Raw genomic sequence first — 26061 nt, 5'->3', positions numbered from 1 at the left:
GCATGCAAAGAAGGCCCGGACAGCCCCCACTGGGGCAGGGCCGCCAAGGAGTTCACGATGTTGCAAGTCCGTAAATCACAGGAACGCGGTTATGCCGACCATGGCTGGCTGCGCTCGTTCCACAGCTTTTCCTTCGCCGGCTACTACGACCCGGCCCACATGGGCTTCGGCAACCTGCGGGTGATCAACGAAGACCGCGTGGCCGCGGGCGCCGGCTTCGGCACCCATGGCCACAAGGACATGGAGATCATCAGCTACGTGCTTTCTGGCGAACTGGCGCACAAGGACAGCATGGGGAACATCGAGTCCATTCCGCCTGGCGACGTCCAGCGCATGAGCGCGGGCCGCGGCGTGATGCACAGCGAGTTCAACCACAAGAAGGACGAGACCACGCACTTCCTGCAGATCTGGATCCAGCCGAACGTGCACGGCATTGCCCCGGGCTACGAGCAGAAGGCGTTCAGCGACGCCGAGAAGCGCGGCAAGCTGCGCCTGGTCGCCTCGCCCGACGGCAGCGACGGCTCGGTGACGGTGCATGCCGACGCCCGCCTGTACGCCGGCCTGCTCGACGGCGAAGAAAAGGCCAGCCTGGCGCTCGACCCGGCGCGCAAGAGCTACGTGCACCTGGTGCGCGGCGAGCTCGAAGTGAACGGCCAGAAGCTCGTGGGCGGCGACGCCGCGATGCTCGAAGGCGAGTCGCAACTGGCACTGGGCGCGGGCAAGGACGCCGAAGTGCTGGTGTTCGACCTGGCCGCCTGATTTCCCCTGCCGGATGCCTCGCGCCCCCGGCTTTTTTCTGTTCCCTTTCACATTTCAACAACCGAGGAGTTTTCAACCATGGCAACCACCACCAACCACCCCCTTGCTGCAGCCCAGGACACACTGGCGCTCGTCGGCCGCATCCTGATCGCCACGCTGTTCATTCCTGCCGGTTTCGGCAAGCTGATGGGCTTCGCGGGCACCGTCGGCTACATCACCAAGGTGGCGGGCCTGCCGCTGCCCGAGGTGGCGGCAGCGATCGCGATCATTGTGGAACTGGGCCTGGGCATCGCGCTGCTGGTCGGCTTCAAGACGCGCTGGACGGCGCTGATCATGGCGATCTTCACGGTCGCCACCGCACTGTTCTTCCACAAGTTCTGGGCCGACGCTACGCAGAATATCCAGTTCTTCAAGAACATGGCCATCGCCGGCGGCCTGCTGTCCTTCGCAGCCTTCGGCCCGGGCCGCTTCAGCATCGATAGAAACTAAGCTCTCCCCCCAGACTTCACGCACTGCGTGTCGCTTCTACTCCCCCCTCGCCGGGGGCAACACCGCAGGCCCGGCAAAGCCGGTTCCTCGGTGTTTCGCGAAAAGCCCCCCACATCCCTTCAGGAGCTCTCACCATGGCAAACATCGTCGTCGTCTTCCATTCCGGCTACGGCCATACCCAACGCGTGGCGCAGGCCGTGGCGGACAGTGCCGGTGCGCAGCTGCTCGCCATCGACGCCGACGGCAACCTGCCCGAAGGCGGCTGGGAAACCTTGGCCGCCGCCGACATGATCGTCTTCGGCTCGCCCACCTACATGGGCGGCGTGAGCTGGCAGTTCAAGAAGTTCGCCGATGCGTCGTCGAAGGTCTGGTACACGCAGGGCTGGAAGGACAAGCTCTTCGCGGGCTTCACCAACAGCGCGACGATGAACGGCGACAAGGTCACCACCATGAGCTACCTGTGGACGCTGGCGATGCAGCACAGCGGCATCTGGGTCAGCATGGGCATCCTGCCGACCAACAACAAGGCGGCCACGCGCGACTCGATGAACTACGTGGGCGGCTACGGCGGCCTGCTGACGCAGTCGCCGTCGGATGCGAGTTCGGCCGAGATTCCCAAGGGCGACCTCGACACCGCCCGCGCGTTCGGCGAGCGCATTGCCGCAGTGGCAACATCACGCGGGTAATTCGATACCCAGTCCATACCCAGCCCTCACGGAGAACACGATGACCGACGCCACCCAAGACCCCCAGCTGCTCACACCGCACGACAAGGACCTGGGTGGTGGCTTCAAGGTGCGGCGCCTGCTGCCCGCGGCGCAGCGCCGCTCGGTCGGCCCCTTCGTTTTCTTCGACCATTTCGGCCCGGCCGCCGAGCAGCCCGGCAGCGAGCACGACGTGCGGCCGCATCCGCACATCGGCCTCTCCACGGTCACCTATCTCTTCAAGGGCGCGATGATGCATCGCGACAGCCTGGGCAGCGTGCAGGAAATCTTGCCTGGGGCCATCAACTGGATGACCGCCGGGCGCGGCATCGTGCACTCCGAACGCAAGCCCGAGCGCCTGAAGGCCGACACCTACGTCAACCACGGCCTGCAGCTGTGGGCTGCGTTGCCGCAGGCGCATGAAGAAGCCGAGCCCAGTTTCGAGCACACGCCGGCCGAGGCGATTCCCGAACTGGTGGCGCAGGGTGCCGATGTGCGCGTGCTGGTGGGCGAGGCCTTCGGCGCGCGCTCGCCGGTGAAGACGCTCTCGCACACCGTGTACCTCGACATCGCGCTGCCCGCGGGCGGGCGCTTCGAATTTCCTGCGCTGGCACCCGAGCTGGCCGTGTACGCGGTCGATGCCGACATTGCCGTCGACGGCGAGCCGGTTCCCGCGCACACGATGGCCGTGCTGTCCGACGGGCAGGGCGCAGTGCTCACGTCGAGCACTGCGGCGCGGCTGATGGTCATCGGCGGCGCGCCGCTCGACGGCCCGCGCTACATCACCTGGAACTTCGTCTCCAGCCGGCGCGAGCGCATCCTCGAAGCGGGCGCCGACTGGGCTGCGCAGCGCATGGGCCATGTGCCCGGAGAGACCGAATTCATTCCGCTGCCGGGCAAGCCCTTCGGCGTGCGCGAGCCAGACACGGGCACCACGCCGGTGTAAGTCCGGTAGGACAAGGTGTGACCCCGGTCTGACACCGCGCGGTTCGCGCAGACGAAAAAAAGGGCCCGACGCATCGGGCCCTTTTGTTTTTGCGTGGCGCGAAGAGCGCCACGCGGGGTGAGCGGATTACTCGTTGCCGATCGCCACGGTTTCGGAGGGCGACGCACCCGACGGGGCCTTCGGCAATTCGATCACCGCATTGCGCCCACCGCGGGCACGCCAGGCCGAGAAGCCCACGCCGGCCAGCAGCAGCACGCACAGGCCGATGAAGGTGCCGCTGATCGGGCGCGTCACGAACACCGACATGTCGCCGCGCGAGAGCAGCAGCGCGCGGCGGAAGTTCTCTTCCACCATCGGCCCGAGCACGAAGCCCAGCAGGATGGGCGCGACCGAGAACTCCAGCGACATCAGCAAGGCGCCGACGATGCCGAACACCAGCACTTCCCAGATCTGGAACAGGCTGTTCTGCGTGCTGTACACGCCGGTCGCAATGAAGAACATCGCGGCCGGGAACAGGTACTTGTAGGGCACCTTCAGCAGCTTCACCCACACGCCGATCAGCGGCACGTTCAGCACCACCAGGATCACGTTGCCGATCCAGAACGAGGCGATCAGGCCCCAGAAGATGTCCGGATGCTCGGTGATGAGCTGCGGGCCGGGCTGGATGCCCTGGATCAGCAGCGCACCCAGGATCAGCGCCATCACCGCGTCGCCCGGAATGCCCAGGCTCATGGTCGGAATGAAGTCGACCTGCGTCTTCGAGTGGGCCGAGGCCTCGGGGCCGGCCACGCCTTCGATCATGCCGGTGCCGAACTTGTTCGGCGTCTTCGACACCTTGCGCTCCAGCGCGTAGGCGATGAAGGTGGTGATGGTCGGGCCCGTGCCGGGCATGGCGCCGAACACCGTGCCGACGATGGTGCCGCGGATCATCGCGGGGAAGGCGCGCTTGAGCTCTTCCTTGCTCGGGCGCATGTCGCTCAGCTTGAGCGTGCCGGTGTCGCCGATGGCCTTCATGCGGTTCACGTTGAGCAGGAAGTCGGCCACGCCGAACAGGCCCATCGAGATCGCCACCAGCTCCAGGCCGTCGCTGAGTTCAGGCAGGCCGAACGCGAAGCGGAAGCTGCCGCTGTTCACGTCGGTGCCGACCACGCCGCACAGCAGGCCGAAGAGGGTCATTGCCACGCCCTTGAGCGGGGAGCCGCGCGACATGGTGGAGCCTGCCAGCAGGCCCAGCATCATGATCGAGAAGATCTCGGTGGGGCCGAACTTGAAGGCGATCTGCACCAGCAGCGGCGAGGCGAAGATCATCACGATGATGCCGACCGACGCCGCGAAGAACGAGGCGATCATCGTCACCCCGAGCGCGACGCCTCCCTTGCCCTGCTTGGTCATGGGGTACCCGTCCAGACAGGTGACCGCATGCGGCGGGTGCGAAGGCATGTTCATCAGGATGGCGCCGATGGCACCGCCGTACTGCGAGCCGTAGAAGATGCCGGCCAGCATCAGGATGGCGGGCACCGGGTGCATCACGTAGGTGAGCGGCAGCAGGATCGAGATGGCCTGCAGCGCGCCCATGCCCGGCAGCACGCCGATCAGGTTGCCCACCAGCACACCGAAGAAGGACCACATCAGGTTCGAGCCCTGGAAGGCCACGCCGAAGCCGAACCACAGGTCGTGCAGTGATTGACCGATCATGATTTCAGCCTCCCCACTGGAACAGGGGGAGCTGCAGCTTGAGCGCCCACCAGAAGACGACGACCGCGATGAAGCACATCGCGAGGGAGAGCAGCAAGGCCTCGGTCAGCGTGTTGTCGCGGTCGCCGAGCGCCGAGATGAACACGATGGCGAAGGTCGCCGGCAGCAGGCCGCCGTACTCGCCGAACAGCAGGAACGCGAGGATGCCCAGGATGATGCAGACGCCGCCGCGAATGTCGGGCATGCCGCCCGGGTGACCGTGCGAGGCGGCCTCTTCGCTGGCGCCGGTGGCGGGCTTGTCGCCGCGCGCCGAGACGGCGATCAGCAGGCCCGTGAGCGCCAGCAGCGCGCCCAGCGCGACCGGGAAGAAGCCCGGTCCCATGTGCGCGAGCTCGCCCACGCGGTAGCCGACGCCGGCATAGACGGCGGCCAGGCCAATGACGATCAGCAGGGCGCCGCCGTAGTAGTCTTTCTTGAATTTCGATGCGGGCCGAAGCGCGTGAGAGGCCGGATTTTCACCGAGCGGGTGCTGCATAAGTCTCCTTCGTTGGGAAGGAGCGCAGTCTAGGAATCGAGGCTTTCAATCCCCTTTCGGAGAAGTCTCAAACGCCTCGCCGACCCTCAAAATACGTGTAATCACGTACCGTCGTATCCGGTGAAACCCTTGCAAAAACTGGCTTCGCGGGCCCGTCAGAAGGCGTGCAGCGGCAGCCGAAGAATGGCGCGCAGGCCGCCGCCGGTTGCGCTCTCAGGCATGTCCGCGCTGTCGAGTTCGATCTCGCCGCCGTTGCGCCGCGCATAGCTGCGCGCAATGGTCAGGCCCAGGCCCGCGCCGTGCGCGGCACCCGTGCCCACGGACGCATCGCGATGGAAACGTTCGAACACGCTGTCGCGCCGCTCGGGCGGAATGCCCGGGCCGCTGTCGCACACCTCCGCCAATGCGTGGGAGGCTTCCCGCCGCACGGTCACCGTGATGTTGCCGCCGCGTGGCGTGTACTTGATGGCGTTGTGCACGAGGTTGGCCAGCACCTCGTGCACTTCGGCGGCGTTGGCGGCCACGGGCAGCACGGGCGTGTCGTTCGCGTCGTCTGCCTCGTCGGTGCCGTCGGAGTCGTCGTCAGGGGCGGCGATGTGTTGGGCGGCGCTGTCGCCGCGCGCGTCGACCCAGCCCAGGTCCTGGTCGTTCTCGCGCGCCAGCGGCAGGTATTGCAGCACCACGCCGCGCGCAATGGCGTTCAGGTCGACCACGGGCAGCCCGGCCGGCGCGACGTCGTCCTCGGTGGTGGCATGGGCCAGCGCCAGCAGCTGCTCGCTCAGGCGGCGCGTGCGCGACAGCTGCGCCACGATGGCGTGCAGCGACTCGCGCATGCGTGCCGGGTCGGTCTCGCGCACCGCGTAGCCGGCCTGGATCGACAGGATGCTCAGCGGCGTGCGCAACTGGTGCGAGGCATCGGCCAGGAACTGCGACTGCTCGGCCACCATGCGCCGGTGGCTCGCGATGTGGTGGTTCACCGCGTCCACCAGCGGTGCCACTTCCTGCGGCACGCCGCTGGCGTCGAGCGGCTTCAGGTCGTCGCGCGGGCGCTCGCGCAGCGAGCGGCGCAGGCGGTCCAGCGGGCGCAGCGTCCAGGCCACGCCCAGCCACACCAGCAGCGCCATCACCAACACCATGCGCGTGTCGCGCAGCAGCTCCTGGCGCAGCGATTCGGCCTGCGCGTCGGTGCGCGGGCCGGTGCCCTCGGCCGCCTGCACGAGCACGCTGTACGACACGCCCGGGTGCACGTGGTCGTACACCGTCTGGCGCAGCGCGGCCACGCGCACCGGGTGTTGTTCGTGCACCGCGTCGTAGAACACCGGCGTGCCGTCGGGCGGGCGCTGCTGCATGTGTTCGGGTGGGCGGGGCAGGCCCGGCACCCCCATGAGCGTGGTCTCGGGCGAGTTCACGTCCAGCGTCTCGCCCTTGGGAATGCGCTGCACCCCGACATGCAGGTACTTGTAGCGCAGGTGCGTCGACTCGAACATCGCCTGGATCGAGAAGGGCTCCTGCACGCGCACGCTGCCGTCACTGGCCACCACGATGCCGTTGGCCAGCGCCTGCACGGGTTCGAGCAGGCTCTGGTCGTAGGCGACCACCAGCGAGTCGGTCAGCGCGTGGTAGTCGTTCCAGCTGTCCAGCGCCAGCAGCGCGACCATGCCCGGCAGCAGCAGCGCGAGCAGGCGCGCGCGGATGCCGAAGCGCTGGGGCTCAGTCGGTGTCGGCGAGGTCGGAAGCGAGGGGCGCACGGGGGGCTGAGGATCCATCGGCAATGCTCTCGAGCATGTAGCCCAGGCCGCGCACGGTGACGATGCGCACGTCGCTGTCGGCCAGCTTGCGCCGCAGCCGGTGCAGCACCACCTCGATGGCGTCGGGCCCCGCGGTGCTGTCGTTGGTGAACACCTTGGCGAACAGCTGGGGCTTGCCCACCGGCGAGCCGCTGCGCATCAGCAGCGCGGTGAGCGCGGCCTGCTCGCGCGGCGTGAGCGACAGCAGCGTGCCGCGCAAGGTGAAGGCGTGGCTTTCGCTGTCGTACGAGAGCGAGGCGCATTGCAGGCGCGGGTGCTGCTTGCCGCGGCTGCGCCGCACCAGCGCCGCGAGGCGCGCCTCGAGCTCGACCAGCTCGAAAGGCTTGGTCAGGAAATCGTCGGCGCCCAGGTTCAGGCCGCGCACCCGGTCCTGCAGGGCGCCCTGCGCGGTGAGGATCAGCACCGGCGTGCGGTCGTCGGCATTGCGCATGTCGGCCAGCACGCTCAGGCCGTGCTTGTCGGGCAGGCGCAGGTCGAGCACGATGGCGTCGTACTCGGTGCCGGCCATGAAGGCCTCGGCCGTGCGCGCGTCGGGCGCGTGGTCGGCGACGAAGCCGCTCTGGGTCAACGCCCGGATCAGCCACGAGGCCATGTCCAGTTCGTCTTCCACCAGGAGGATGCGCATGGGAGGCTGCCGGTTACTTCTTGAGGCCGAGATTCAGGTCGACGTCTTCCGACGCGCGCGCGCTGGCGTCGGCCGCGCGCGCACTCAGGTCGGGCGACAACGCGCGCCGGCCGTCGAACACGAAGCAGTCGCCGTGGTAGTGCGCACCACCCACCTGTTCGAAATATTTCAGGATGCCGCCTTCGAGCTGCAGCACATGCTCCACGCCTTCTTCGCGCATCAGGATCGCCGCCTTCTCGCAGCGGATGCCGCCGGTGCAGAAGCTCACCACCGTCTTGCCCGCGAAGTCGGCGCGGTGCGCCTTGAGCGCGGGCGGGAATTCGGTGAACTTGGTGATGCGCCAGTCGATCGCGCCGTCGAAGCTGCCCTCGTCGACCTCGAAGTCGTTGCGCGTGTCGAGCAGCGCAATTTCACGGCCTTCGTCGTCATGGCCCTGGTCGAGCCAGCGCTTGAGCGTCGGCGCGTCCACGCCGGGCGCGCGGCCGGCCGAGGGCTGGATGGCGGGGTGGTCCATGCGGATGATCTCGCGCTTGAGCTTCACCAGCATGCGGCGAAAGGGCTGGGCCTGCGACCAGCTTTCCTTGGCTTCCAGGTCGGCAAAGCGCGCATCGGCGCGCAAATGGGCCAGAAAAGCCCGAACGCCGTCGGCGGCGCCGGCCAGGAACAGGTTGATTCCCTCGGGCGCCAGCAGGATGGTGCCCATGAGGTCCAGGGCCTGGGCGCGGGCGCGCAGGTCTTCACGCAGCACGGGGCTGTCGTCTATGCCTACGAATTTGTAGGCCGCGATATTCAAAATCTCTTGCACGGGGGGCGATTGTAGGGATCGTTAACTCACATGGTGGAGGGAGTGCTTTCTACTTTCTACAATGGACCGATGTTTGTTCACCTGCGCCTGCACACCGAATTTTCCGTCGTCGACGGCACCAACCGCATCGACGAAGCCATCAAGGCCGCCGCCTCGGACCACCAGCCCGCGCTGGCCATCACGGACCTGAACAACCTGTTCGGGGCGATCAAGTTCTACAAGCAGGGCCGCAGCAAGGGCGTCAAGCCCGTCATCGGCGCCGAAGTGTTCGTCGACGGGCTGGGCAAGGAGCCCGGCGCGCTCACCCGCATCGTGCTGCTGGTGCAGAGCACCGAGGGCTACCTGAACCTGTCCGAGCTGCTCGCGCGGGCCTGGACGCAGAACGTGAGCCGCGGCCAGTCGCAGGCGGCCTGCAAGCTCGAATGGATCGAGGAACTCTCGGGCGGCTTGATCGCCCTGTCGGGTGCGCAAGCCGGCCCGCTCGGCCAGCCCCTGCTGCAGGGGCAGGAAGAGCGCGCGGCCGAACTGGCCCTGCGGCTGGCCGGCATGTTCCCGCACCGCTTCTACATCGAGCTGCAGCGCGCCGGCCGCCCCGAGGACGAGCCGCACGTGATTGCCGCCGTGAAGCTCGCCGCCCGCCTGAAGCTGCCGGTGGTCGCCACGCACCCGGTGCAGTTCGCGGCCCGCGAAGACTACGAGGCGCACGAGGCGCGCGTGTGCATTTCCGAAGGCGAAATTCTCGGCAACCCGCGCCGCGTGCGCCGCTTCACCGACGAGCAGTACTTCAAGTCGAGCGCCGAGATGCAGGCGCTGTTCGCCGACGTGCCGAGCGCGCTGGCCAACACGGTGGAAATTGCCAAGCGGTGCAACCTGACGCTGGTGCTCGGCAAGCCGCAGCTGCCCGACTTTCCGACGCCCTTCATCGCCGACGGCGTGCGCATGCCGATCGACGACTTCTTCCGCCAGGAGTCTTTCGAGGGGCTCGAAGTGCGGCTGGCGCACCTCTACCCCGACGCAGCCAAGCGCGACGCCGAACGTCCGCGCTACGTTGAACGCCTCGAGTTCGAGATCAACACCATTTTGAACATGGGGTTCCCGGGCTACTTCCTGATCGTGGGCGACTTCATCAAGTGGGCCAAGGAAAACGGCTGCCCGGTGGGCCCGGGCCGGGGCTCGGGCGCCGGCTCGCTGGTGGCCTACGCGCTGAAGATCACCGACCTGGACCCGCTCGAATACAAGCTGCTGTTCGAACGTTTCCTGAACCCCGAACGCGTCTCGATGCCCGACTTCGACATCGACTTCTGCCAGGGCAACCGCGACCGCGTGATCGACTACGTGAAGGACAAGTACGGCCGCAATGCCGTCAGCCAGATCGCCACCTTCGGCACCATGGCCGCGCGCGCGGCCATCCGCGACGTGGGCCGCGTGCTGGACATGAGCTACATGTTCTGCGACGGCATCAGCAAGCTGATTCCGAACAAGCCGGGCATGTCGGTCACGCTGCAGTACCCGCCCGAAAAAAAGATCGAGGGCGACAAGAACAACTACGCCATCGAGATGGAGCCGCAGCTCGCGCAGCGCATCGAGAAGGAAGAAGAAGTGCGCATGCTGGTCGAGCTGGCGCAAAAGCTCGAAGGCATGACCCGCAACATCGGCATGCACGCCGGGGGCGTGCTCATCGCGCCGGGCAAGCTCACCGACTTCTGCCCGCTGTACCAGCAGCCCGGCAGCGACTCGGCCGTGAGCCAGTACGACAAGGACGACGTCGAGGCCATCGGCCTGGTGAAGTTCGACTTCTTGGGGCTGGCCACGCTCACCATCCTGGAGATCGCCAAGGACTTCATCGTCGCGCGCCACAAGGGCCAGGAGAATTTCGCGTTCGAGAACATCCCGCTGAAGGACGCGGCCACCTACCGGCTGTTCTCCGAAGGCAAGACCGAGGCGGTGTTCCAGTTCGAATCGCGCGGCATGCAGGGCATGCTGAAAGACGCGCGGCCCACGCGCCTGGAAGACCTGATCGCGCTGAACGCCCTGTACCGCCCGGGCCCCATGGACCTGATTCCCAGCTTCGTGGCGCGCAAGCACGGCCGCGAAGACGTGGAGTACCCGCACCCGGCCGTGGCCGAGATGCTGTCGGAGACCTACGGGATCATGGTCTACCAGGAGCAGGTGATGCAGACCGCGCAGATCCTGGGCGGCTACTCGCTCGGCGGCGCCGACCTGCTGCGCCGCGCCATGGGCAAGAAGAAGCTCGAGGAGATGGCCGAGCACCGCGAGAAATTCCGCGCGGGCGCGCTCTCCACGCACGGCATTCCGCAGGACAAGGCCGACGAAATCTTCGACCTGATGGAGAAGTTCGCGGGCTACGGCTTCAACAAGTCGCACGCCGCCGCCTACTCGCTGCTGGCGTACCACACGGGCTGGCTCAAGGTCCACTACACGGCCGAATTCTTCTGCGCCAACATGACCGTGGAAATGGACGACACGGACAAGCTCAAGCTGCTGTTCGAAGACGCCCAGAAGAACTTCGGCATCACCTTCGAGCCGCCGGACGTGAACCGCGGCAACTACCGCTTCGAGCCGGTCACCGACAAGGTGATTCGCTACGGCCTGGGCGCGGTGAAGGGCTCGGGCCAGCTCGCGGTCGAGGCCGTGGTGAGGGCGCGCGAGGAGGGCGGCCCGTTCAAGAGCCTGTTCGACTTCTGCGTGCGCATCGACCGCCAGCGCATCAACAAGCGCACGGTCGAGGCGCTCATCAAGGCGGGCGCCTTCGATGCCATCCAGCAGAACCGCGCGTCGCTGATCGCCTCGGTCGACCGCGCCTTCGAATTCGCCAGCGCCACGGCGGCCAATGCGGCGCAGGTCGACATCTTCGGCGACGCCGAACACGGCTCAGCCAACGCCGAGCCCGACCTGGTCGACGCCACCCCCTGGGGTGTGAAGGAGCGGCTCACGCTCGAAAAAACGGCCGTGGGCTTCTACCTGTCGGGTCACCTGTTCGACGAGGTCTCGCACGAGGTGCGGCGCTTCTGCAAGCGCGAGATCGGCGACCTGCTAGACAGCCGCGACCAGCAGGTGATCGCAGGCATCGTGAGCGACTTCCGGGTGATCAACGGCCAGCGCGGCCGGCTGGCGATCTTCAAGCTCGACGACAAGTCGGAGTCCATCGACGCCACCGCCGACGAGGCGCTCATCAATGCCAACCGCAACACGTTGAAGGACGACGAACTGGTCATCGTCAGCGGCAAGCTGCAGCCTGCGCGCGGCGGCTTCGAGGCACGCTTCCAGGTGCAGCAGGTGTGGGACCTGGCCACGGCGCGTTGCCGCTTCGGCAAGTTCCTGCGCGTGGCGGTGAACGGCAAGGCGCCCGACATCGCGCGGCTGCTGAAGGACTTTCCGCCGCGCAAGGAGCAGACCGAAGTGGGCGACCTGATCCAGGGCCTGCCCGTGCGCCTGTCGATGGCGCGCGGCGGGGCACAGGTCGAGCTGCAGCTGGGCGAGCGCGCCAAGTTCTTCCCGACCGACGCGGCGCTGGCCAGCTGGACCGCGCAGGCGGACGCAGGCAAGGCGCTGATCGTCTACGACTGATCAAGGGCTTCGCCGACGTGGGCCCATTCGAGGGCTCGCTACGATCCTTCCTGCCTTTGCAATCCCGAAGTTCAAGGAGGAACTCGCCATGAAAAAATCAACCCTCGCATGCACGCTGGCCTTGGCGCTGGCGCTGCCCTTCGCCGCCTCGGCCCAGTACGTCGGCCCGAGCTCGGTGCCGGCCATGACCGTGAAGCAATTGCTCGACACCGGCAAGGACGACCAGCACGCCACGCTGCGCGGCTTCATCGTCTCGCACGACGGTGGTGAGCACTACACCTTCGCCGACGACTCCGGCCGCATGAAGGTGGAGATCGACGCCAAGCATTTCCCGCCCGGCGTGAAGATCGACGACAAGGTGCGCGTCGAAGTCACCGGCGAGTTCGACAAGGACCTCGTCGGCAAGGCCGAGCTCGACGTCAAGCGCCTGAGCGTGGTGCGCTGACCCTGGCTTTCTCCAAGGCCTGCTCGATCTGCTCGAGCACGGCCTCGGGCGCATGCAGCCAGTCCTTGGCCAGCACCTGCATCACCTGCCAGCCGAAGGCATCGAGGATGCGGGGTCGCGACACATAGCGCTCCAGCACATTGCGGTTCTCGTAATGCGTGGCGGTGTCCACCAGGATGCCCAGCGCGTAGTGCGTGCTGCCCTCCACGCGCACCGCCAGGTCGCAGCGAAAGCGTGACTGCCCCACCTGTTCGTCGACCGCATGGCCGCGTGCGCGCAGCGCCGCGGCGAGCTGCACCGTGACATCGTCCGCGCGCCCGTGCCGCGCCACCGGGCTGGCGCCGCGCGTGAGCGGGTTCATGCCTTCGAGCACGCGCCGTGCCGTGTCCGCGTCGCCGCGCGACAGGCACTCTGCGTAGCGCAGGAAGTTCTTCAGCGCCGCCGCGCCCTCGTTGTGGTCGTTGGTGATCGCCTCGTGGCGAATGGTCGAGACCACCGCCATGTGGTGCTTGGCGCGGCTGAAGATCACGTTGAGCCGCTTCTCTCCGCCGCGCTGGTTGATGGGGCCGAAGTTCATCAGCATGCGGCCCTCGGGGTTGGGGCCGTAGCAGATGCTCAGCAGGATGATGTCGCGTTCGTCGCCCTGCACGTTCTCCAGGTTCTTGATGAACAGGCCGCAGAACTGGTCGTCTTCCTCGCGCACGTACTCGGCTTCGAGCCGGGCCGCAAAGTCGGTGTCGACCGCACCCAACGCGTTGAGCTCGTCCTCGATCTCGCCTTGCTGCGCCTCCGAGAACGCCACGATGCCCAGGCTGCGCCCGGTTTCGCGCCGGAGCAGCTCGCGCACCAGCTGCGCGATGTGGCGCGCCTCGCCGTCGTTGATGCGGTTCTCGTACACCGCGTCGGTCACGCGGTGGAAGCTGATGGCGCGGGACAGCAGGGCGTCGACGTGCGCAGCCACCGATTCGTTCGACGGGCTGCGCGACTGCACGAGGATTTCGCCGCGCTCCGGCGCGGGCAGGCTGCGGTCCGGAATGGTGTAGAGGTTGCCGGCGTAGAAGGCCGCGTTCGAGAAGCCGATGAGCGACTCGTAGCGGCTGCGGTAGTGCCAGGCCAGCAGCGTGGCCGGCAGGTTGCGCGCGCCTTGGTTGAGCAGGCTGTCGGCGTCGAGCACGACCGCGATGCGGTCGCCTTCGCCGCTGTCATCCCCGTCATCGGCGTCCGTGTCCTGCACCGACACGGTGTCGTCCTCGGGGTCGCGGCTGGACGAGAAGAAGCTGGTCGGCGGCAGTTGCATTTCGTCGCCCACCACGATGATCTGCGGCGCGCGGTACAGCGCGGGCACGGCTTCTTCCACCGGGATCTGGCTGGCCTCGTCGAAGATGACCACGTCGAACAGGTCGGCCGCGAGCGGCAGCGTGTCGGACACCGACAGCGGGCTCATGAGCCAGATGGGCTTCATGTCGCGCACCACGCGGCCGGTGTCGCCGCTGGCCAGCTCGCGGATGGCCTTGTAGCGCATCGTCTTGCCGAACTCGTGCTCCAGCTCGCGGCGGCCCGCGTTGTAGCTCTTCTTGAAGAGCTTGCCGTCGGCGTCCAGCTGGCTGGCGGGCAGGGCGCTTTTCTGCACATGGTCGCGGAAACGCTGGCGCACCGCGGCGGCCAGCGTGCGCGCGTTGCGCTCCAGCAGCTGGCGCTCGGCGTCTCCCAGGCGCTGCGCATGGCGCGCGAGCGCGGCGCCGTCGAAACGCGGCAGCCAGCGCTCGGTGCGGTACACGCGCTCCAGGCCTTCGCGCGCCACGGCGAACTCGATGGCGTCGGGTGGCAGCGGCAGTGTGCGCAGCGCGGCGGCCACGGCGGGGTCGGCATCGGCCAGTTCCTGCAGCGGCACGATCACGCCGGGCAGGGCATCGGCCTGCTCGCGCAGCGTGCGGGCCAGCGCTTCGAGCGCGTTCAAGGGCTGGGCGCCGGCGTCCTGGAGCAGGTCGCGCCACAGGGCGTCGAGGGTGTCGGTGCGCGCGCCGGCCGCGGCGAGTTTCTCGACGCTGCGGCTGGCGCCGGTTGCTGCTTCCGTGCGCAGGTGCACCTGGAACGCCGCGCGCAGGCTGGTGCTGTCGTCGATGCTGCGCAGCGCCTGCAACTGCTGCGCAAAGGCTTCGGGATCGGTGCAGCCGTAGCCGGACTCGATCTGCGCAAGCTGCTTGTGCAGCGCGGCGCGAGCGCCGTGCTCGGCCAGCAGTTCCTCGAGCACCTGGCTGGGCTGCGGGCGCACGGCATGCGCTGCGAAGTTGTAGCGGCGCTTCAGTTCACCGGACAACCGCCACCACGACGGCTGCAGCCAGCGCAGCAGCGAGCCCTGTTGCGCGCGCGCCTGTGCGAGGCCGGCCTCGGTGTCGCCGGGCGAGAGCTTGTCGCGCCAGTGGCCGGTGCGCTGCAGCGCGGCGTCAAGGGCCTGCTGCAGGCTGCGGCGCTCGGCCAAGGCAGTGGTCCACGCCAGGCTGCTCGGGTGCGCGGCGTCGAGCAGCGTGAGCTGCCCGCGCGCGGCCAGCGCAGCCACGCGGCGCGCGTCGGCCACCACGGCCAGTGCATCGCGCCACAGTGCCTGGTCGTCGGCCAGCGGCGGCCACGCGTCGACGAGCGCATCGCGGCATGCGCCGCTCTGCGCGATGGCGCGCTCGCTGAGTTCGACCAGCCGCGCGAGCGGCTTCTCCTGCTTCAGCAGCGAGGGCGCCAGCTGCGCGAACACGTGCTGCGCCAGGCTGGACGCGCCCAGGCTTTCGGTCACGGCCAGGTGCAGCCGCGACACCAGCTCCGCATGCCGGCGCCATGCCGAGAAAGCGGGCAGGGCTTCGGCCTGCAGCGGCGTGAGCGCGGGGTCGTCGGCCTTCAGCGCGATGAGCCGTGCCACCAGTTCGCGCAGCGTCACGGCGATGTGCGCGGGCACGTCGCGCATGGCGGCGTCGAAGCGTTCCAGCGCGCGCAGGTCGAGGTCCATGGCGTCGAGCACCTTGGTGCGCTCGGCCGACTCCTGCGCGAGCGCCTCGGGCGCTTCCAGCCATTGCTCGTAGGTCTTGCGCAGGTTCTGCACGAAGGCCTTCTTGTCGCCCTGCGAGTCGTGGATCATGCAGCAGAGCTCGTCCAGGCCCTGCTGCCGCAGGCGGTGGAACACCACGTCGATGGCGGCCCGCTTCTCGCAGACGAACAGCACGCGCTGGCCGCGGCCCACGTAGTCGGCAATCAGGTTGGTGATGGTCTGCGACTTGCCCGTGCCCGGCGGGCCTTGAATGATGTAGCTGGTGCCGGTGCGCGCCAGCGCGACGGCGGCGGTTTGCGTGGCGTCGCCTTGCACCACCGGCCACTGCGCGGCCAGCGGCAGGGCGGGCGGCGCCTCGGCATCGACCTGGCGCGGCTGCAGCGAAAACACGCGGTCGAAGGCCTCGCTCGCGATGTCGCTTTCGGCCAGGCCCGAATAGTCGCGCACCAGCGACATCTTGCGGTGGTTGAAGTTGCCCAGCGTCACGGCCGTGAGGTCGATGTCCCACTGGTACGGGTTGCCGGTGCTCTCGCGCAGCTGCAGCGTGGTGCGTTCGGTTTCTTCCGCCACGGAGGCGGCCATCTGCGGGGCGCGCGGCTGCGGGCGGGCGCCGACGGCGTCGCGCACCGGCAGGGGCACCGGGCGCACGCGCGCATGAAAGAGCTGCAGGCCGAGCGGACGGAAGTCGTCCTGCGCGTAGCTGAAGTCCTGCGCTGCCACCGGCACCGCGGACGGTGTGCGCACGCGCGCGCGGCGCTTGAACTGTTCGAGCCGCTGGCGCGCGCGCTGGTGGATCACCGCGATTTCGGGCTGCTTCACCAGCCGCAGCTGCACGCCGGGCTCGCTCTGCGCAATCTGCGCCGAGAGCTGGGCGTGGAACTGCTCGATGGAGGTCTCGCGCAGGTCCACCGTCTCGGGCAGCACGATGCCGTACAGCTGGCGCAGGTGATGCCGCAGCGTGGGGTTCACCTGCGCCTCGCTGGTGGCGGCTTCGAGCAGGTACTGATCGCGCACGCCTTTCTTGCGCGAGAGTTCGACCGGCAGCATCAGCAGCGGCGAGGCGATGCGCTCGGCCTGCTCGGCGCCGCCGGCAGCCCCTTCCTTCAGGTTGTGCCAGCGCAGGAAGGCGATGACCAGCGACATCTGCGAGAAGCCGTATTCGGAGCGGTCGCGCCGCGCCTCCTGGAGGATGCGGTCGAGCGCGCCGGGCAGGTAGGGCTGGTCCTCGAAGCGCAGCCAGCGCGCCAGCGGCACGGGGTCGCAGCTGGCGATGTCGGCGGCGAAGCGGCCGTCCCACACGCAGAGCTGGTCGACACGGATGCTGTGCATGTCGACCACCAGCGGCACGCTGGCAATGGTGAGGTTCACATGCGCCTGCGTCGGCTTGAAGTACAGCAGGCGGTTGCGCCGCGACAGGTCGAACAGGCGGTCGCGCAGGTGCAGCTGGATGGCCTGGCGGCGCTGGCTGGCGCCGTTCTTCGCGGGGGCGATGCGGTCCAGCCCCAGCCCGAGGTTCAGGTCCAGCGGCTGGTCGCGGTAGGTTTCGAGCCGGCGGATCACCGAAGGCAGGTCGCGCGCGCGCTCGTGACGGTCGAGCGCGGTCATCTCGAAGATCACGGCGGCCACCACCGGGTGCAGGCGGCGGTTCAGTTCGAACAGGTTGCCCCGGTGCGCGGCGAAGCGCGTCAGCTCTTCACCGATGGTGAAGTCCAGCCCGCAAGAGAGGCTGGCCAGCACCTGGCCCAGGCACAGGATGTCGCCGAGGGCGTCGTGGTGCGCCAGGCGCAGCTCCCACGCGGCGTAGCCGGGCAGGTACGCAGGGCGCGTGGGCACGGCGTCGGGCCCGGCATCGGCCATGACCGCGAGGTTCTCCACCGAGAGGCCGTCGTCGGCGTCGATGGTGACGCGCGCTTCGCCCACCACGCGCAGCACCGACGCGGCGGGCTGCTCCAGCGGTGCGATGGCTTCGACGTTGCGGCGCGGGTCCGCGCCCTCGGGGCGCGCAAGTGCCAGCGCTGGCGCATCGGTCACGCGGTAGGCGAACACGTTGCCGAGCGCGGCGACCTTGCCTTGCTCGTGCAGCGCGGAGACTTCGCGCAGCAGCGGCAGCACGAGCTTGAGCACGTCGTCGGTCTGCAGGCCGCCGTGGGCATCGGCGGTGTCCAGCAGCTGCAGGAGGGGAGCGGGGGCGGTGGTCATGCGGCGGCGGCCTGCTGGTGTTGGGTGGAGGCCTTGTCGAGCAGGGCGGTGGCGTCGCGCTTCACGCGCGTGAGGCTGCGCTTGGGAAAGCGCAGGTCTTTCACCACGCGCTGTTCGAGCGGCTCGGCGCAGCCCAGCGCTTCGGCCAGGCCGAGCGCGGCGGCGAGCGTGACGTCGTCGAGTTCGGGGTCGGCCGCGACGAAGTCGACCAGCACGCTGGCCAGGTAGTCGTGCAGCCCGGCGGGCACCGGCTCGGGCGGCGGCATGGCCGACGCGGGCGGCGCGAAGTCGGGAAAGAAGCGGCGCGCATGCGCGAGCAGCGGCTCCGACTGCAGGTACGCACGCTGCAGCAGCTGCGCGATCGCGCCGCGCGTGAGCGCACCCACGCGCTGCTGGCCGAGCATGTCGAGCGAGCCCAGGTCGAGCGGGCCTTCGAGGGCGGTGGCCAGCCAGTCTTCGGCGTCGTGCTGGCGCTCGGTCCACAGGCGCATGGCGCGGGCGCGCACGAACACCTCGGGGTGGCTGGTGCCGCGTGTCTGTGTGGCCGGGGCGGCGCAGATTTCCTCGGCCTGCGCCAGGTAGCTTGCGACGTTGACCTGCGTGAGGCCGGTCTCGATCTTGATGAGCGCGCTCACCGCGGGCTCGAGCGCGCCGCAGGCCACGCAGCCGCCGCGGTCGGCGAAGGCCTCGGTGTACAGGGCGTAGCGCCGCGCGGCGTGCAGGTGGCTCGCATCGGCACGCGGGTCGGCCGAGGCGGCGTGCAGCAATCGGTCGACCACGTGGTACTTGCCGCCGTCGCGCGCCCACAGCAGGTAGTGCGCGAGTTCGTGGCCCAGCACGGCCTGCAGTTCGGGTCCCTGCAGGCGCTCCAACAACGGGCCCGAGAGCACGATGTGCGCCTCGCCCGGCACGAAGTGGATCGCGGCATTCATCGCGCCGTCGCGCGCCTGGTAGAGCGTGATGCTTGCCGTGACGCCCAGGCGCTGCGCCGCGAGCCGGGCGTGCGCGTGCAGCTCGGGATGCGCCGTCGCGTCGAGCCGGTACGAGTTGCGCAGCAGTTCGGCGCGCACCGAGGCAGCGTGTTCCTCGCGTGCCTCGGCCGAGGCGGCCCAGCGCCAGACCTCGGGCTCTTGCGCCTGCAGGTGCGCGGCCAGGGCCTGCTGGTACGGCAGCGGGGTCAGGTCTTCGAGGCGGACGGCGGGTGTGGATGCGGAGGTGTCGACCATGTCTGGAGCGCCGGTAACAGTGAGTTGCCGACGATCCTAAACGAGCGGCCCACGCCGTCCGTTCCCCGCCTTGTGCTTGCCGCGCCCTGCGCCTACCAGCTGTAGCCGGCCGTCACGTACACGCTGCGGCGCTCGCCGTAGTAGCAGCCGGTGGACGACAGGCAGGTGGCCACGTAGGTCTTGTCGGCCACGTTGGCCACGTTCAGCGCCAGGCGCACGCCCCTCCATGCGGGCCGCACGCGGCCCAGGTCCCAGCGCACCGCCGCGTCGAACAGCGTCACGCCCGGAATGCGGAACTGGTTGGCGTTGTCGCCGTAAGTGGCGCTGGTGTGGCGCACGCCGCCGCCCACGGTCAGGCCGGCCAGCGCTTCGTTCTGGAAGGCGTACTCCAGCCAGAAGGCGGCCTGGCGCTGCGGCACGTAGGCGAAGCGGTTGCCCTGGATGCTGACGCCGGCCGCGTTCGGGTTGGCGCGCGTCACGCGGCTGTCGGTGTAGGCATAGGAGGCGATGGCGTCCAGCCCCTTGAGCACCTGGCCGCGCGCCTCGAGCTCCAGCCCGCGCACGCGCACTTCGCCGGTCTGCTCGCTGAACGAGCGGCTCTGCGGGTCGGGCGTGAGCACGTTCTGCTGCGTGAGTTCGTACGCCGCCGCGGTCAGCAGGGCCTTGGAGCCCGCGGGCTGGTATTTCACGCCCACCTCGGTCTGCTTGCCGGTGGTCGGCTGGAACACGTTGCCCAGGCGGTCGGTGCCGGCCGCGGGCTGGAACGAGGTGGAGTAGCTCAGGTACGGCACCACGCCGTTGTCGAAGCTGTACATCAGCGCCGCGCGGCCGGTGAACTTGCCGTCGCGCTGGTCGGCGGTGGCCAGGCGGCGCGGCGTCATGGTGAGCGTGCGGGTGTCCGTGATGGCGCGGTCCTGCCGCCCGGCGAGCACCAGGCTCCAGCGGTTCCAGTGCATCTGGTCCTGCAGGTAGAAGCCGCTCTGGCGGCGCCGCTGTTCGATGTGCGTGGCCACCGAGGGCACCTGGCCGCTGTCGCGCCCGTACACCGGCAGGTAGGCGTTGAACGGCGTGGTGATGATGCGCAGGTTGGTTTCGTCGAACGAAGATTTCTCGTCGGAATAGTCCACGCCCGCCAGGGCGGTGTGGCGCACCGGGCCGGTCGTGAAGTCGGCCTGCACCTGGGTGTCGACCGTCATGAGCTTGGCGGTCTCGGGAAAGGCCCACGCATAGCGCAGCAGCGACGACGGGTTGCAGGCGGCCAGGCAGAAGGCCTGCACGCGCTGCGTGTACGCGTCGACCTTGCCGTAGCGCAGGTTCTGGCGCAGCGTGAAGGTGTCGTTCAGCTTGTGCTCGGCCTCGTAGCCGACGAAGTGCTGGCGGTTGTTGAAGCGGTCGTAGCCGGGCTCGCCGACGAAGGCGCGCGTGGGCAGCGCGGCGTAGCGGCTGGTGTCCAGCGTGCCGGCCGAAGGCAGCGCGGGCGCGCCGCCGCCGCCGGGCGAATCGAGCGTCTGCCAGTGGGCCATCAGCGTGATGCGGGTGGCGTCCGAAGGGCGGAAGGTGAGCGACGGCGCGAAGTAGCTCTTCTTCTCCGACACGTAGTCGTAGGCGGTATTGGCTTCGCGGTGCAGGCCGACCAGGCGGTAGCTCCACACGCCGTCGTCGTCGATGGCGCCGCCGAAGTCGAAGGCCGTCTGCCGGCGGTTGTGGCTGCCGAGCTGCACTTCGACCTGGCGCACGGTTTCCAGCGTCGGGCGCTTGCTCACCATGTTCACCAGGCCGCCGGGCGTCGACTGGCCGTAGAGAACGGAGGACGGTCCCTTCACCACTTCCACGCGCTCCAGCCCCCAGGGCTCGATGCGCGGCTGCGAGTAGCCGCGCGCGCCGAAGGGCAGGCGCAGGTTGTCGAGGTAGCGCGCCGGCGGCGTGAAGCCGCGCAGCGTGAGCCAGTCCAGCCGCAGGTCGGTGTTGCCGTACTGCGCGACGATGCCGGGCGTGTAGCGCAGGCTCTCGACCAGCGTGGTGGCGCCTTGCGAATCCATCTGGTCGCGCGTGACCACCGAGACGGACTGCGGGGTTTCCAGCAGCGGTGTGTCGGTCTTGGTGCCGCCGGTGCTGCGTTGCGCCACGAAGCCCTTGCCCGGGCCCTTGCCGCTTTCTTCTTCCGCGTTGGCGGTGACGGTCACCGGCGCGAGCGAGCCCGCGCGCTGGCCCGTGACGCGCACTTCCGACAAGGTCTCGGAGGTCTGGCCGCGCTGCAGCGCATACACGTTGCCCGCGCCGCGCACGGCCTGCAGCCCGGTGCCGGCCAACGCCATGGCAAAGCCTTCGTCGACCGTGAAGCGGCCGCGCACGCCGGAGCCGTTCAGGCCGGCGGTCATGGCCGCGTCGCTCGACAGCAGCACGCCGGCCTGGCTCGCGAACTGGCTCAGCACAGTGCCCAGCGGGCCGGCGGGAATGGCGTAGTCGCGCGACGCGGCGGGCTGGGGCTGCGCCTGTGCCATGGCGGGCAGGGCCTGCACCGCGGCGACCACGGGCAGCAAGGCGGCGGCGCCACGCAGCGCCCGCGCTAGCTGCCGGTTGGTGCGTGGACGGGAGGGGCGGGAAGAAGGGCGGTTCGGCAAGGGCGCGGGCATGGCGGCTTTCGGGCAAAAAGGAGGTTGGTACTTGTCTTGCCAACCGGCGCCGCCAAAAGGGAACCCGCCCGCCGAAAAAATTCTTGAATCAGCGCTTCGGCGTGTTCTGTGCCGCCTCGACCACCGTCCACCACGGCGTCGGCCGGCGCACGCGCACCGGCAGCGTGGCCTGCAGCGCCGAAAGAATGCGCTCGGTGTCGGCCAGCGGGTAGGCGCCCACGATGCGCAGGTCGGCCACCTCGGGCGCGCAGCCCAGGTAGCCCGGCCGGTAGCGGGCCAGTTCGGCGATGAAGTCGCCCAGGCGCATGCCGTCGGCCACGAGCATGCCGCGCGTCCAGTCTTCGGCGTAGCCCGCCACGGGCTCGGGGGCCTCGACGCGGTCGGCGAAGAGACGGGCCTGCTGCCCGGCCACCAGCGTGAGCGACTCGCCGCCCTCGCTCGGGCGCGAGGCGACGGCGCCTTCGAACACCGCGAGCCGCACCGCGCCGCCTTCTTCGTGCCGCACCGCGAAGCGGGTGCCCAGCGCGGTCAACCGGCCCTGCGGCACGTCGACGACGAGCGGGCGGAAGGGGGTCAAGGGGCTGGCGTCGTCGTGCCCGCTGGTGACCAGCACTTCGCCCTTGTAGAGCACGATGCGGCGCAGGCTCGGCGAGAAGTCGACGTCGAGTGCGGTGGCGGTGTTGAGCCACAGGCGGCTGCCGTCGGCCAGCACGAGCTCGCGCCGCTCGCCGGTGTCGGTGCGGTGGGCGGCGACCCAGCCTTGCCAGGGCAGGTGGCGCGAAGCCATCCAGCCCGCGATGCCCGCCACCGGCAGCAGCGCCAGTGCGCGCAGCACCGAGCGCCGCCGGCCGGCCGTGGCCTTGCCGCGTTCGAGCGCCCTGCGCGCCGGCAGGCCGGACAGCGCCCTGAACTCGCCCGAGATGCTTTCCACGCGGTGCCATGCGGCGCGCTGGCGCGGGCCGGCATCGAGCCACGACTGCCAGCGGCGGCGGTCGGCGTCGCTCACGGCGGTGTCGTGCAGCACGGCGAACCATTCGGCGGCCTGCTGCAGGTCTTCGAAGGCCGGTGCCTGGGACGGTGCCGAGGACGGTGCGGGTGCCGCGTCGTGCGGCGGGAGGCCCAGGCTCCTCATGAATTCGTCAGCAGCAGGCATTGCAGCATGGCCTGTGCCATGTATTTCTTGACCATGCGCTGCGACACCTTCAGCTGCGCGGCAATCTCGGCGTAGCCCAGGCCGTCGAGCTGTGCCAGCAGGAAGGCGGTGCGCGCCTTGGGGTTGAGCCTGTCCAGCATGGCGTCGATGCGGCACAGCGTTTCCAGCGCCAGCAGCCGTTCCTCGGGGGAGGGCGCGAGCGGTTCGGGCAACACGGCCACGGCCTCGAGCCAGGCGCGTTCGATGTCCTGGCGGCGCCAGTGGTTCACCACCACGCCGTGCGCCAGCGTGCGCAGGAAGGCGCGCGGCTCGTTCAGCACCTGCGCGTCGCGCGACACCATCAGGCGCACGAAGGTGTCGTGGGCCAGGTCGGCCGCGCAAGACGCGCCGCCCAGCCGCCGGCGGAACCAGCCCAGCAGCCAGCCATGGTGTTCGCGGTAGATCGCATCGATGGATGCCGGCTCGGACGGAAGCGGAAGGACGGACACGGGACGGCGGCGGAACGCGCGAAGATGAGAATAGTTCGCATTCTATCCATCTGTCTACGTTCGATCTACTGCGGGCCACATCGGCCCGCCCTGCTGCCGCGCTCAGTGCGCCATCGGCGCCACAGCCAGGTCCGGCACCACGTTCAGGATGCGCAGCGTCTGCTGCACCACCTGGCTGAACACCGGCGCGGCCACCAGGCCGCCGAAGTACTTGCCCGCGCCGGGTTCGTCGATCATCACCGCGACGATGATGCGCGGCTTGTCGATGGGCGACATGCCCGTGTACCAGGCGCGGTACTTGTTGCTCGCGTAGCCCTTGCCGACCTGCTTGTGCGCGGTCCCGGTCTTGCCGCCCACCGAGTAGCCCTGGGTCTGCGCGAGCGGCGCGGTGCCGCCGGGCGCGGCGGCCAGGTGCATCATCTGGCGCACCTCGCTGGCCACGAGCGGCGAGAACACCTGCACACCGGCCGGTTCCTCGCCGGTGTTCTTCAGCAGGCTCACCGGAATCACCTCGCCGTCGTGCGCGAAGGCGGTGTAGGCATGCGCGATCTGGAACAGCGACGCCGACAGGCCATAGCCGTACGACATGGTGGCTTGCTCGATCGGCCGCCACGACTTCCACGGCCGCAGCCGCCCCGTGACCGCACCGGGAAAGCGCGTCTGCGGCTTCTGGCCGATGCCCACGGCGGTGAGCGAGTTCCACATCTCCTGCGCCGACATGCGCTGCGAGATCTTGGTGGCACCGACGTTGCTCGATTTCTGGATCACGCCCTGCACCGTCAGCACGCCGAAGTTCTCGTCGTCGTGGATGGTCGCGCCCGACACGGTGATGCGCCCCGGGTTGGTGTCGATGATGGTGTTGGGCGTGACGCGGCCCAGCTGCAGCGCGGTGGCGACGGTGATCGGCTTCATGGTCGAGCCGGGCTCGAACACGTCGGTCATGGCGCGGTTGCGCAGTTGCTCGCCGGTGAGGGCGTGGCGGTCGTTGGGGTCGTAGCTCGGGTAGTTGGCCATGGCCAGCAGCTCGCCCGTGCGGGCGTCGACCACCACCACGCTGCCCGCGCGCGCCTTGTTGGCGACCACGGCGTCGCGGATCTTCTCGTACGCCACGAACTGCACGCGGTCGTCGATGCTCAGCTGGATGTCGTGGCCGGCGGTGGGCGGCACCTGATCCTCGGTGTCCTCCACGATGTGGCCCAGCCGGTCCTTCAGCACGTGGCGCGAGCCCGATTTGCCGGCCAGCTCGTTGTTGAACGCGAGCTCCACGCCCTCCTGGCCGATGTCCTCCACGTTGGTGAAACCGGCCAGGTGCGCCGCCGCCTCGCCCTCGGGGTACTGGCGCCGGTAGTCGCGGCGCAGGTAGACGCCCTTGATGCCGAGCGCGGCCACCTGCTTGGCAATGGGCTCGTCGACCTGGCGCTTGAGCCAGACGAAGCTCTTGTCTTCGTCCTCGAGCTTCTTGTCGATGTCCTTCAGCGGCATGCCGAGCAGCTTGGCGGCCTGCTTGAGCTTTTCCTGCGTGGCGGGGTCGTCGCGCTCGATGTCTTCCGGAATGGCCCAGATGCTGGGCGCCGGCATGTCGGAGGCCAGGATCAGCCCGTTGCGGTCCAGGATGCGCCCGCGGTTGGCCGGCAGCTCCAGCGTGCGCTGGTAGCGCACTTCGCCCTGGTGCTGGAAGAAGTCGTTGTTGAAGATCTGGACATAGGCGGCGCGGCCGGCCAGCAGCAGGAAGCCGAAGGCGATGCTGGCCACGATGAACTTGCTGCGCCACACGGGAGTGGGGCTGGCGAGCAGTGGACTGCTGCCGTATCGGATGCGGCCGTTGGGATTCATGAGCCCTGATTATCGAGTTCCGGGTGACGTGCAAGTCACCCGGAAGGGCCTCGTTTTCTTAGCTGCGCGTTAGACGCGAGCCAGACGCGCGCAGAGATCAGCGCTTGGGGCGCAGCGACACGATCAGCGACGGGAAGATGCGCCCGTCTGTGTCGCGCGGCAGCTTGTCTGTCTTGCGCAGGCCGCGCTCGGCCGCGTCGTCCCAGCCCGGCAGGCCGCTCGACTTGCTCAGCTTCACGCCGACGATGGTGCCGTCGGGCGCCAGGCTCACCTCGAACTCCGCGGCCGGATTGCCGTTGACGGTATCGGCATCGGGGAAGGTGATGTTCGGCCGTACGGCGGCGGCGATGCGACCGGCATAGCCGCTGGACGGACCCGACGTGCGCATGGCCGTGCCCTTCGCGTCGTCGGCGCCGCTGGCGCCCGCAAGGCCCTGCATGCGCTTGAGCGTGGCGGCACGGTCGGCCGCGGCCTGCTTCGCGGCGGCCTCGGCCTTCTTGGCTTCGGCCTGCTTGGCCTCGGCCTTCTTGGCTTCGGCCTGCTTGGCCTCGGCCTCCTGCTGCTTCTTCTGGTCGGCGAGCTTCTTCTGCTGCTGCTCCTTCAACTGCGCCTGCTTCTTGTCGGCCTCGTCCTCCGCGCGCTGCCTGGCTTCGAGCTCCTTCTTCTTTTGCTCCTGCTGCTTTTCGAGCTCGCGCTGCTTCAGTTCCTTTTGCTCCTTGAGCTTCTTCTCACGCTCCAGGGCAATGTCGGGCGCTTTGGGCGCGGGAGCGGGATCGGGCGCCTTGGCCACCGGGGGCGGAGGAGGCGGCGGCGGCGCTGGCGTTGGCGCCGGTGTGGGAGCAGGTGCGGGCGGCGGCGGCGTGGGAACCGGGGCGGGCGCCTGCGGTGCCTGCAGGCGAGGCGCCGCCTGCTGCACCGTGGACGACCACAGCTCCGCATCGACAGCGCCTTCGTCGGCCTCGCTTTTCCAGCGCACGCCCCAGGTGAGCGCGGCGATCAGCAGGCCGTGCGCAATGAGGGCCAGCACGATGGCGCGCGGCGTGCCGCGCTGCGGCGGCGGCGCGAACTCGGGGCGATCCAGTGCGAGCGACATGCC

At 69.0% G+C, this 26061-nt stretch carries 18 protein-coding genes; 6 read left to right on the top strand and 12 right to left on the bottom strand.

Annotated elements, in window-relative coordinates; translation table 11 throughout:
* The first annotated feature begins 57 nt into the window (after positions 1–57).
* The 4 genes from AC1DJH_RS01185 (at position 58) to AC1DJH_RS01170 (ending at position 2898) form a co-directional block, all read left to right on the top strand.
* Positions 58–759: a pirin family protein gene (locus AC1DJH_RS01185; protein WP_435435778.1), complete on the top strand. Its 702-nt coding sequence runs from the start codon at positions 58–60 to the stop codon at positions 757–759.
* A gap of 78 nt (positions 760–837) precedes the next feature.
* Complete coding sequence (locus AC1DJH_RS01180; protein ID WP_435483520.1) at positions 838–1248, top strand: DoxX family protein; 411 nt, start codon at positions 838–840, stop codon at positions 1246–1248.
* A gap of 134 nt (positions 1249–1382) precedes the next feature.
* Positions 1383–1934, top strand: a complete 552-nt coding sequence (locus AC1DJH_RS01175) for a flavodoxin family protein (RefSeq protein ID WP_472119207.1) — start codon at positions 1383–1385, stop codon at positions 1932–1934.
* Positions 1935–1974: 40 nt separating this feature from the next.
* The gene (locus AC1DJH_RS01170; protein WP_478184417.1) at positions 1975–2898 is read left to right on the top strand and encodes a pirin family protein; all 924 of its coding nucleotides are present in this window, start codon (positions 1975–1977) and stop codon (positions 2896–2898) included.
* A gap of 126 nt (positions 2899–3024) precedes the next feature.
* Here AC1DJH_RS01170 and AC1DJH_RS01165 read toward each other — a convergent pair whose 3' ends face one another.
* The 5 genes from AC1DJH_RS01165 to AC1DJH_RS01145 all read right to left on the bottom strand — a co-directional run bounded on the left by AC1DJH_RS01165 (position 3025) and on the right by AC1DJH_RS01145 (position 8366).
* Entirely contained in the window at positions 3025–4593 is a 1569-nt protein-coding gene (locus tag AC1DJH_RS01165; RefSeq protein WP_435483523.1) for a tripartite tricarboxylate transporter permease, read from the bottom strand.
* Between the two features lie 4 nt (positions 4594–4597).
* Positions 4598–5128 (bottom strand): tripartite tricarboxylate transporter TctB family protein, encoded by a 531-nt coding sequence (locus AC1DJH_RS01160; RefSeq protein WP_478184416.1) that lies wholly within the window; start codon positions 5126–5128, stop codon positions 4598–4600.
* 155 nt (positions 5129–5283) lie between these two features.
* On the bottom strand, positions 5284–6894 hold the full coding sequence (locus AC1DJH_RS01155; RefSeq protein ID WP_478184415.1) for a sensor histidine kinase: 1611 nt from the start codon (positions 6892–6894) through the stop codon (positions 5284–5286).
* The gene (locus AC1DJH_RS01150; RefSeq protein ID WP_472119219.1) at positions 6839–7561 is read right to left on the bottom strand and encodes a response regulator; all 723 of its coding nucleotides are present in this window, start codon (positions 7559–7561) and stop codon (positions 6839–6841) included. Before AC1DJH_RS01150 ends, AC1DJH_RS01155 begins: the two co-directional genes overlap by 56 nt.
* 13 nt (positions 7562–7574) lie before the next feature.
* Positions 7575–8366 carry a sulfurtransferase gene (locus AC1DJH_RS01145; RefSeq protein WP_478184414.1) on the bottom strand — a complete coding sequence of 264 codons (792 nt, stop codon included), beginning with the start codon at positions 8364–8366 and terminating at the stop codon, positions 7575–7577.
* A 69-nt stretch (positions 8367–8435) separates the two neighbouring features.
* Here AC1DJH_RS01145 and dnaE point away from each other — a divergent pair, with 69 nt between their 5' ends.
* Together dnaE and AC1DJH_RS01135 are read left to right on the top strand one after the other, a co-directional pair.
* Positions 8436–11954, top strand: coding sequence for a DNA polymerase III subunit alpha (gene dnaE, locus AC1DJH_RS01140; protein ID WP_478184413.1), 3519 nt, complete (start codon positions 8436–8438; stop codon positions 11952–11954).
* Positions 11955–12042: 88 nt separating this feature from the next.
* On the top strand, positions 12043–12399 hold the full coding sequence (locus AC1DJH_RS01135) for a YgiW/YdeI family stress tolerance OB fold protein (RefSeq protein WP_472119227.1): 357 nt from the start codon (positions 12043–12045) through the stop codon (positions 12397–12399).
* Here the strand turns inward: AC1DJH_RS01135 and AC1DJH_RS01130 are convergent.
* The 7 genes from AC1DJH_RS01130 to tolA form a co-directional block, all read right to left on the bottom strand.
* On the bottom strand, positions 12374–17632 hold the full coding sequence (locus AC1DJH_RS01130) for an AAA domain-containing protein (RefSeq protein WP_478184412.1): 5259 nt from the start codon (positions 17630–17632) through the stop codon (positions 12374–12376). The genes AC1DJH_RS01135 and AC1DJH_RS01130 overlap by 26 nt on opposite strands.
* Positions 17629–18858 (bottom strand): SprT-like domain-containing protein, encoded by a 1230-nt coding sequence (locus AC1DJH_RS01125; protein WP_478184411.1) that lies wholly within the window; start codon positions 18856–18858, stop codon positions 17629–17631. The genes AC1DJH_RS01130 and AC1DJH_RS01125 overlap by 4 nt, the downstream gene beginning before the upstream one ends.
* Before the next feature lie 92 nt (positions 18859–18950).
* Positions 18951–21491, bottom strand: a complete 2541-nt coding sequence (locus tag AC1DJH_RS01120) for a TonB-dependent siderophore receptor (protein WP_478184410.1) — start codon at positions 21489–21491, stop codon at positions 18951–18953.
* A gap of 88 nt (positions 21492–21579) precedes the next feature.
* Positions 21580–22644 (bottom strand): FecR domain-containing protein, encoded by a 1065-nt coding sequence (locus AC1DJH_RS01115; protein ID WP_478184409.1) that lies wholly within the window; start codon positions 22642–22644, stop codon positions 21580–21582.
* Complete coding sequence (locus AC1DJH_RS01110) at positions 22620–23132, bottom strand: sigma-70 family RNA polymerase sigma factor (RefSeq protein ID WP_472119240.1); 513 nt, start codon at positions 23130–23132, stop codon at positions 22620–22622. Before AC1DJH_RS01110 ends, AC1DJH_RS01115 begins: the two co-directional genes overlap by 25 nt.
* A 102-nt stretch (positions 23133–23234) precedes the next feature.
* Positions 23235–24965: a peptidoglycan D,D-transpeptidase FtsI family protein gene (locus AC1DJH_RS01105; protein WP_478184408.1), complete on the bottom strand. Its 1731-nt coding sequence runs from the start codon at positions 24963–24965 to the stop codon at positions 23235–23237.
* A 97-nt stretch (positions 24966–25062) separates the two neighbouring features.
* A complete protein-coding gene (tolA, locus tag AC1DJH_RS01100; protein WP_478184407.1) occupies positions 25063–26058 on the bottom strand; it encodes a cell envelope integrity protein TolA in 996 nt (331 codons plus the stop codon).
* Positions 26059–26061: the final 3 nt, after the last annotated feature.

This window comes from Variovorax sp. 10N412 (genome assembly GCF_056394985.1).
The sequence above is the reverse complement of the archived record's forward strand: the minus strand, read 5'-3'. Positions and strand labels throughout refer to the sequence as shown.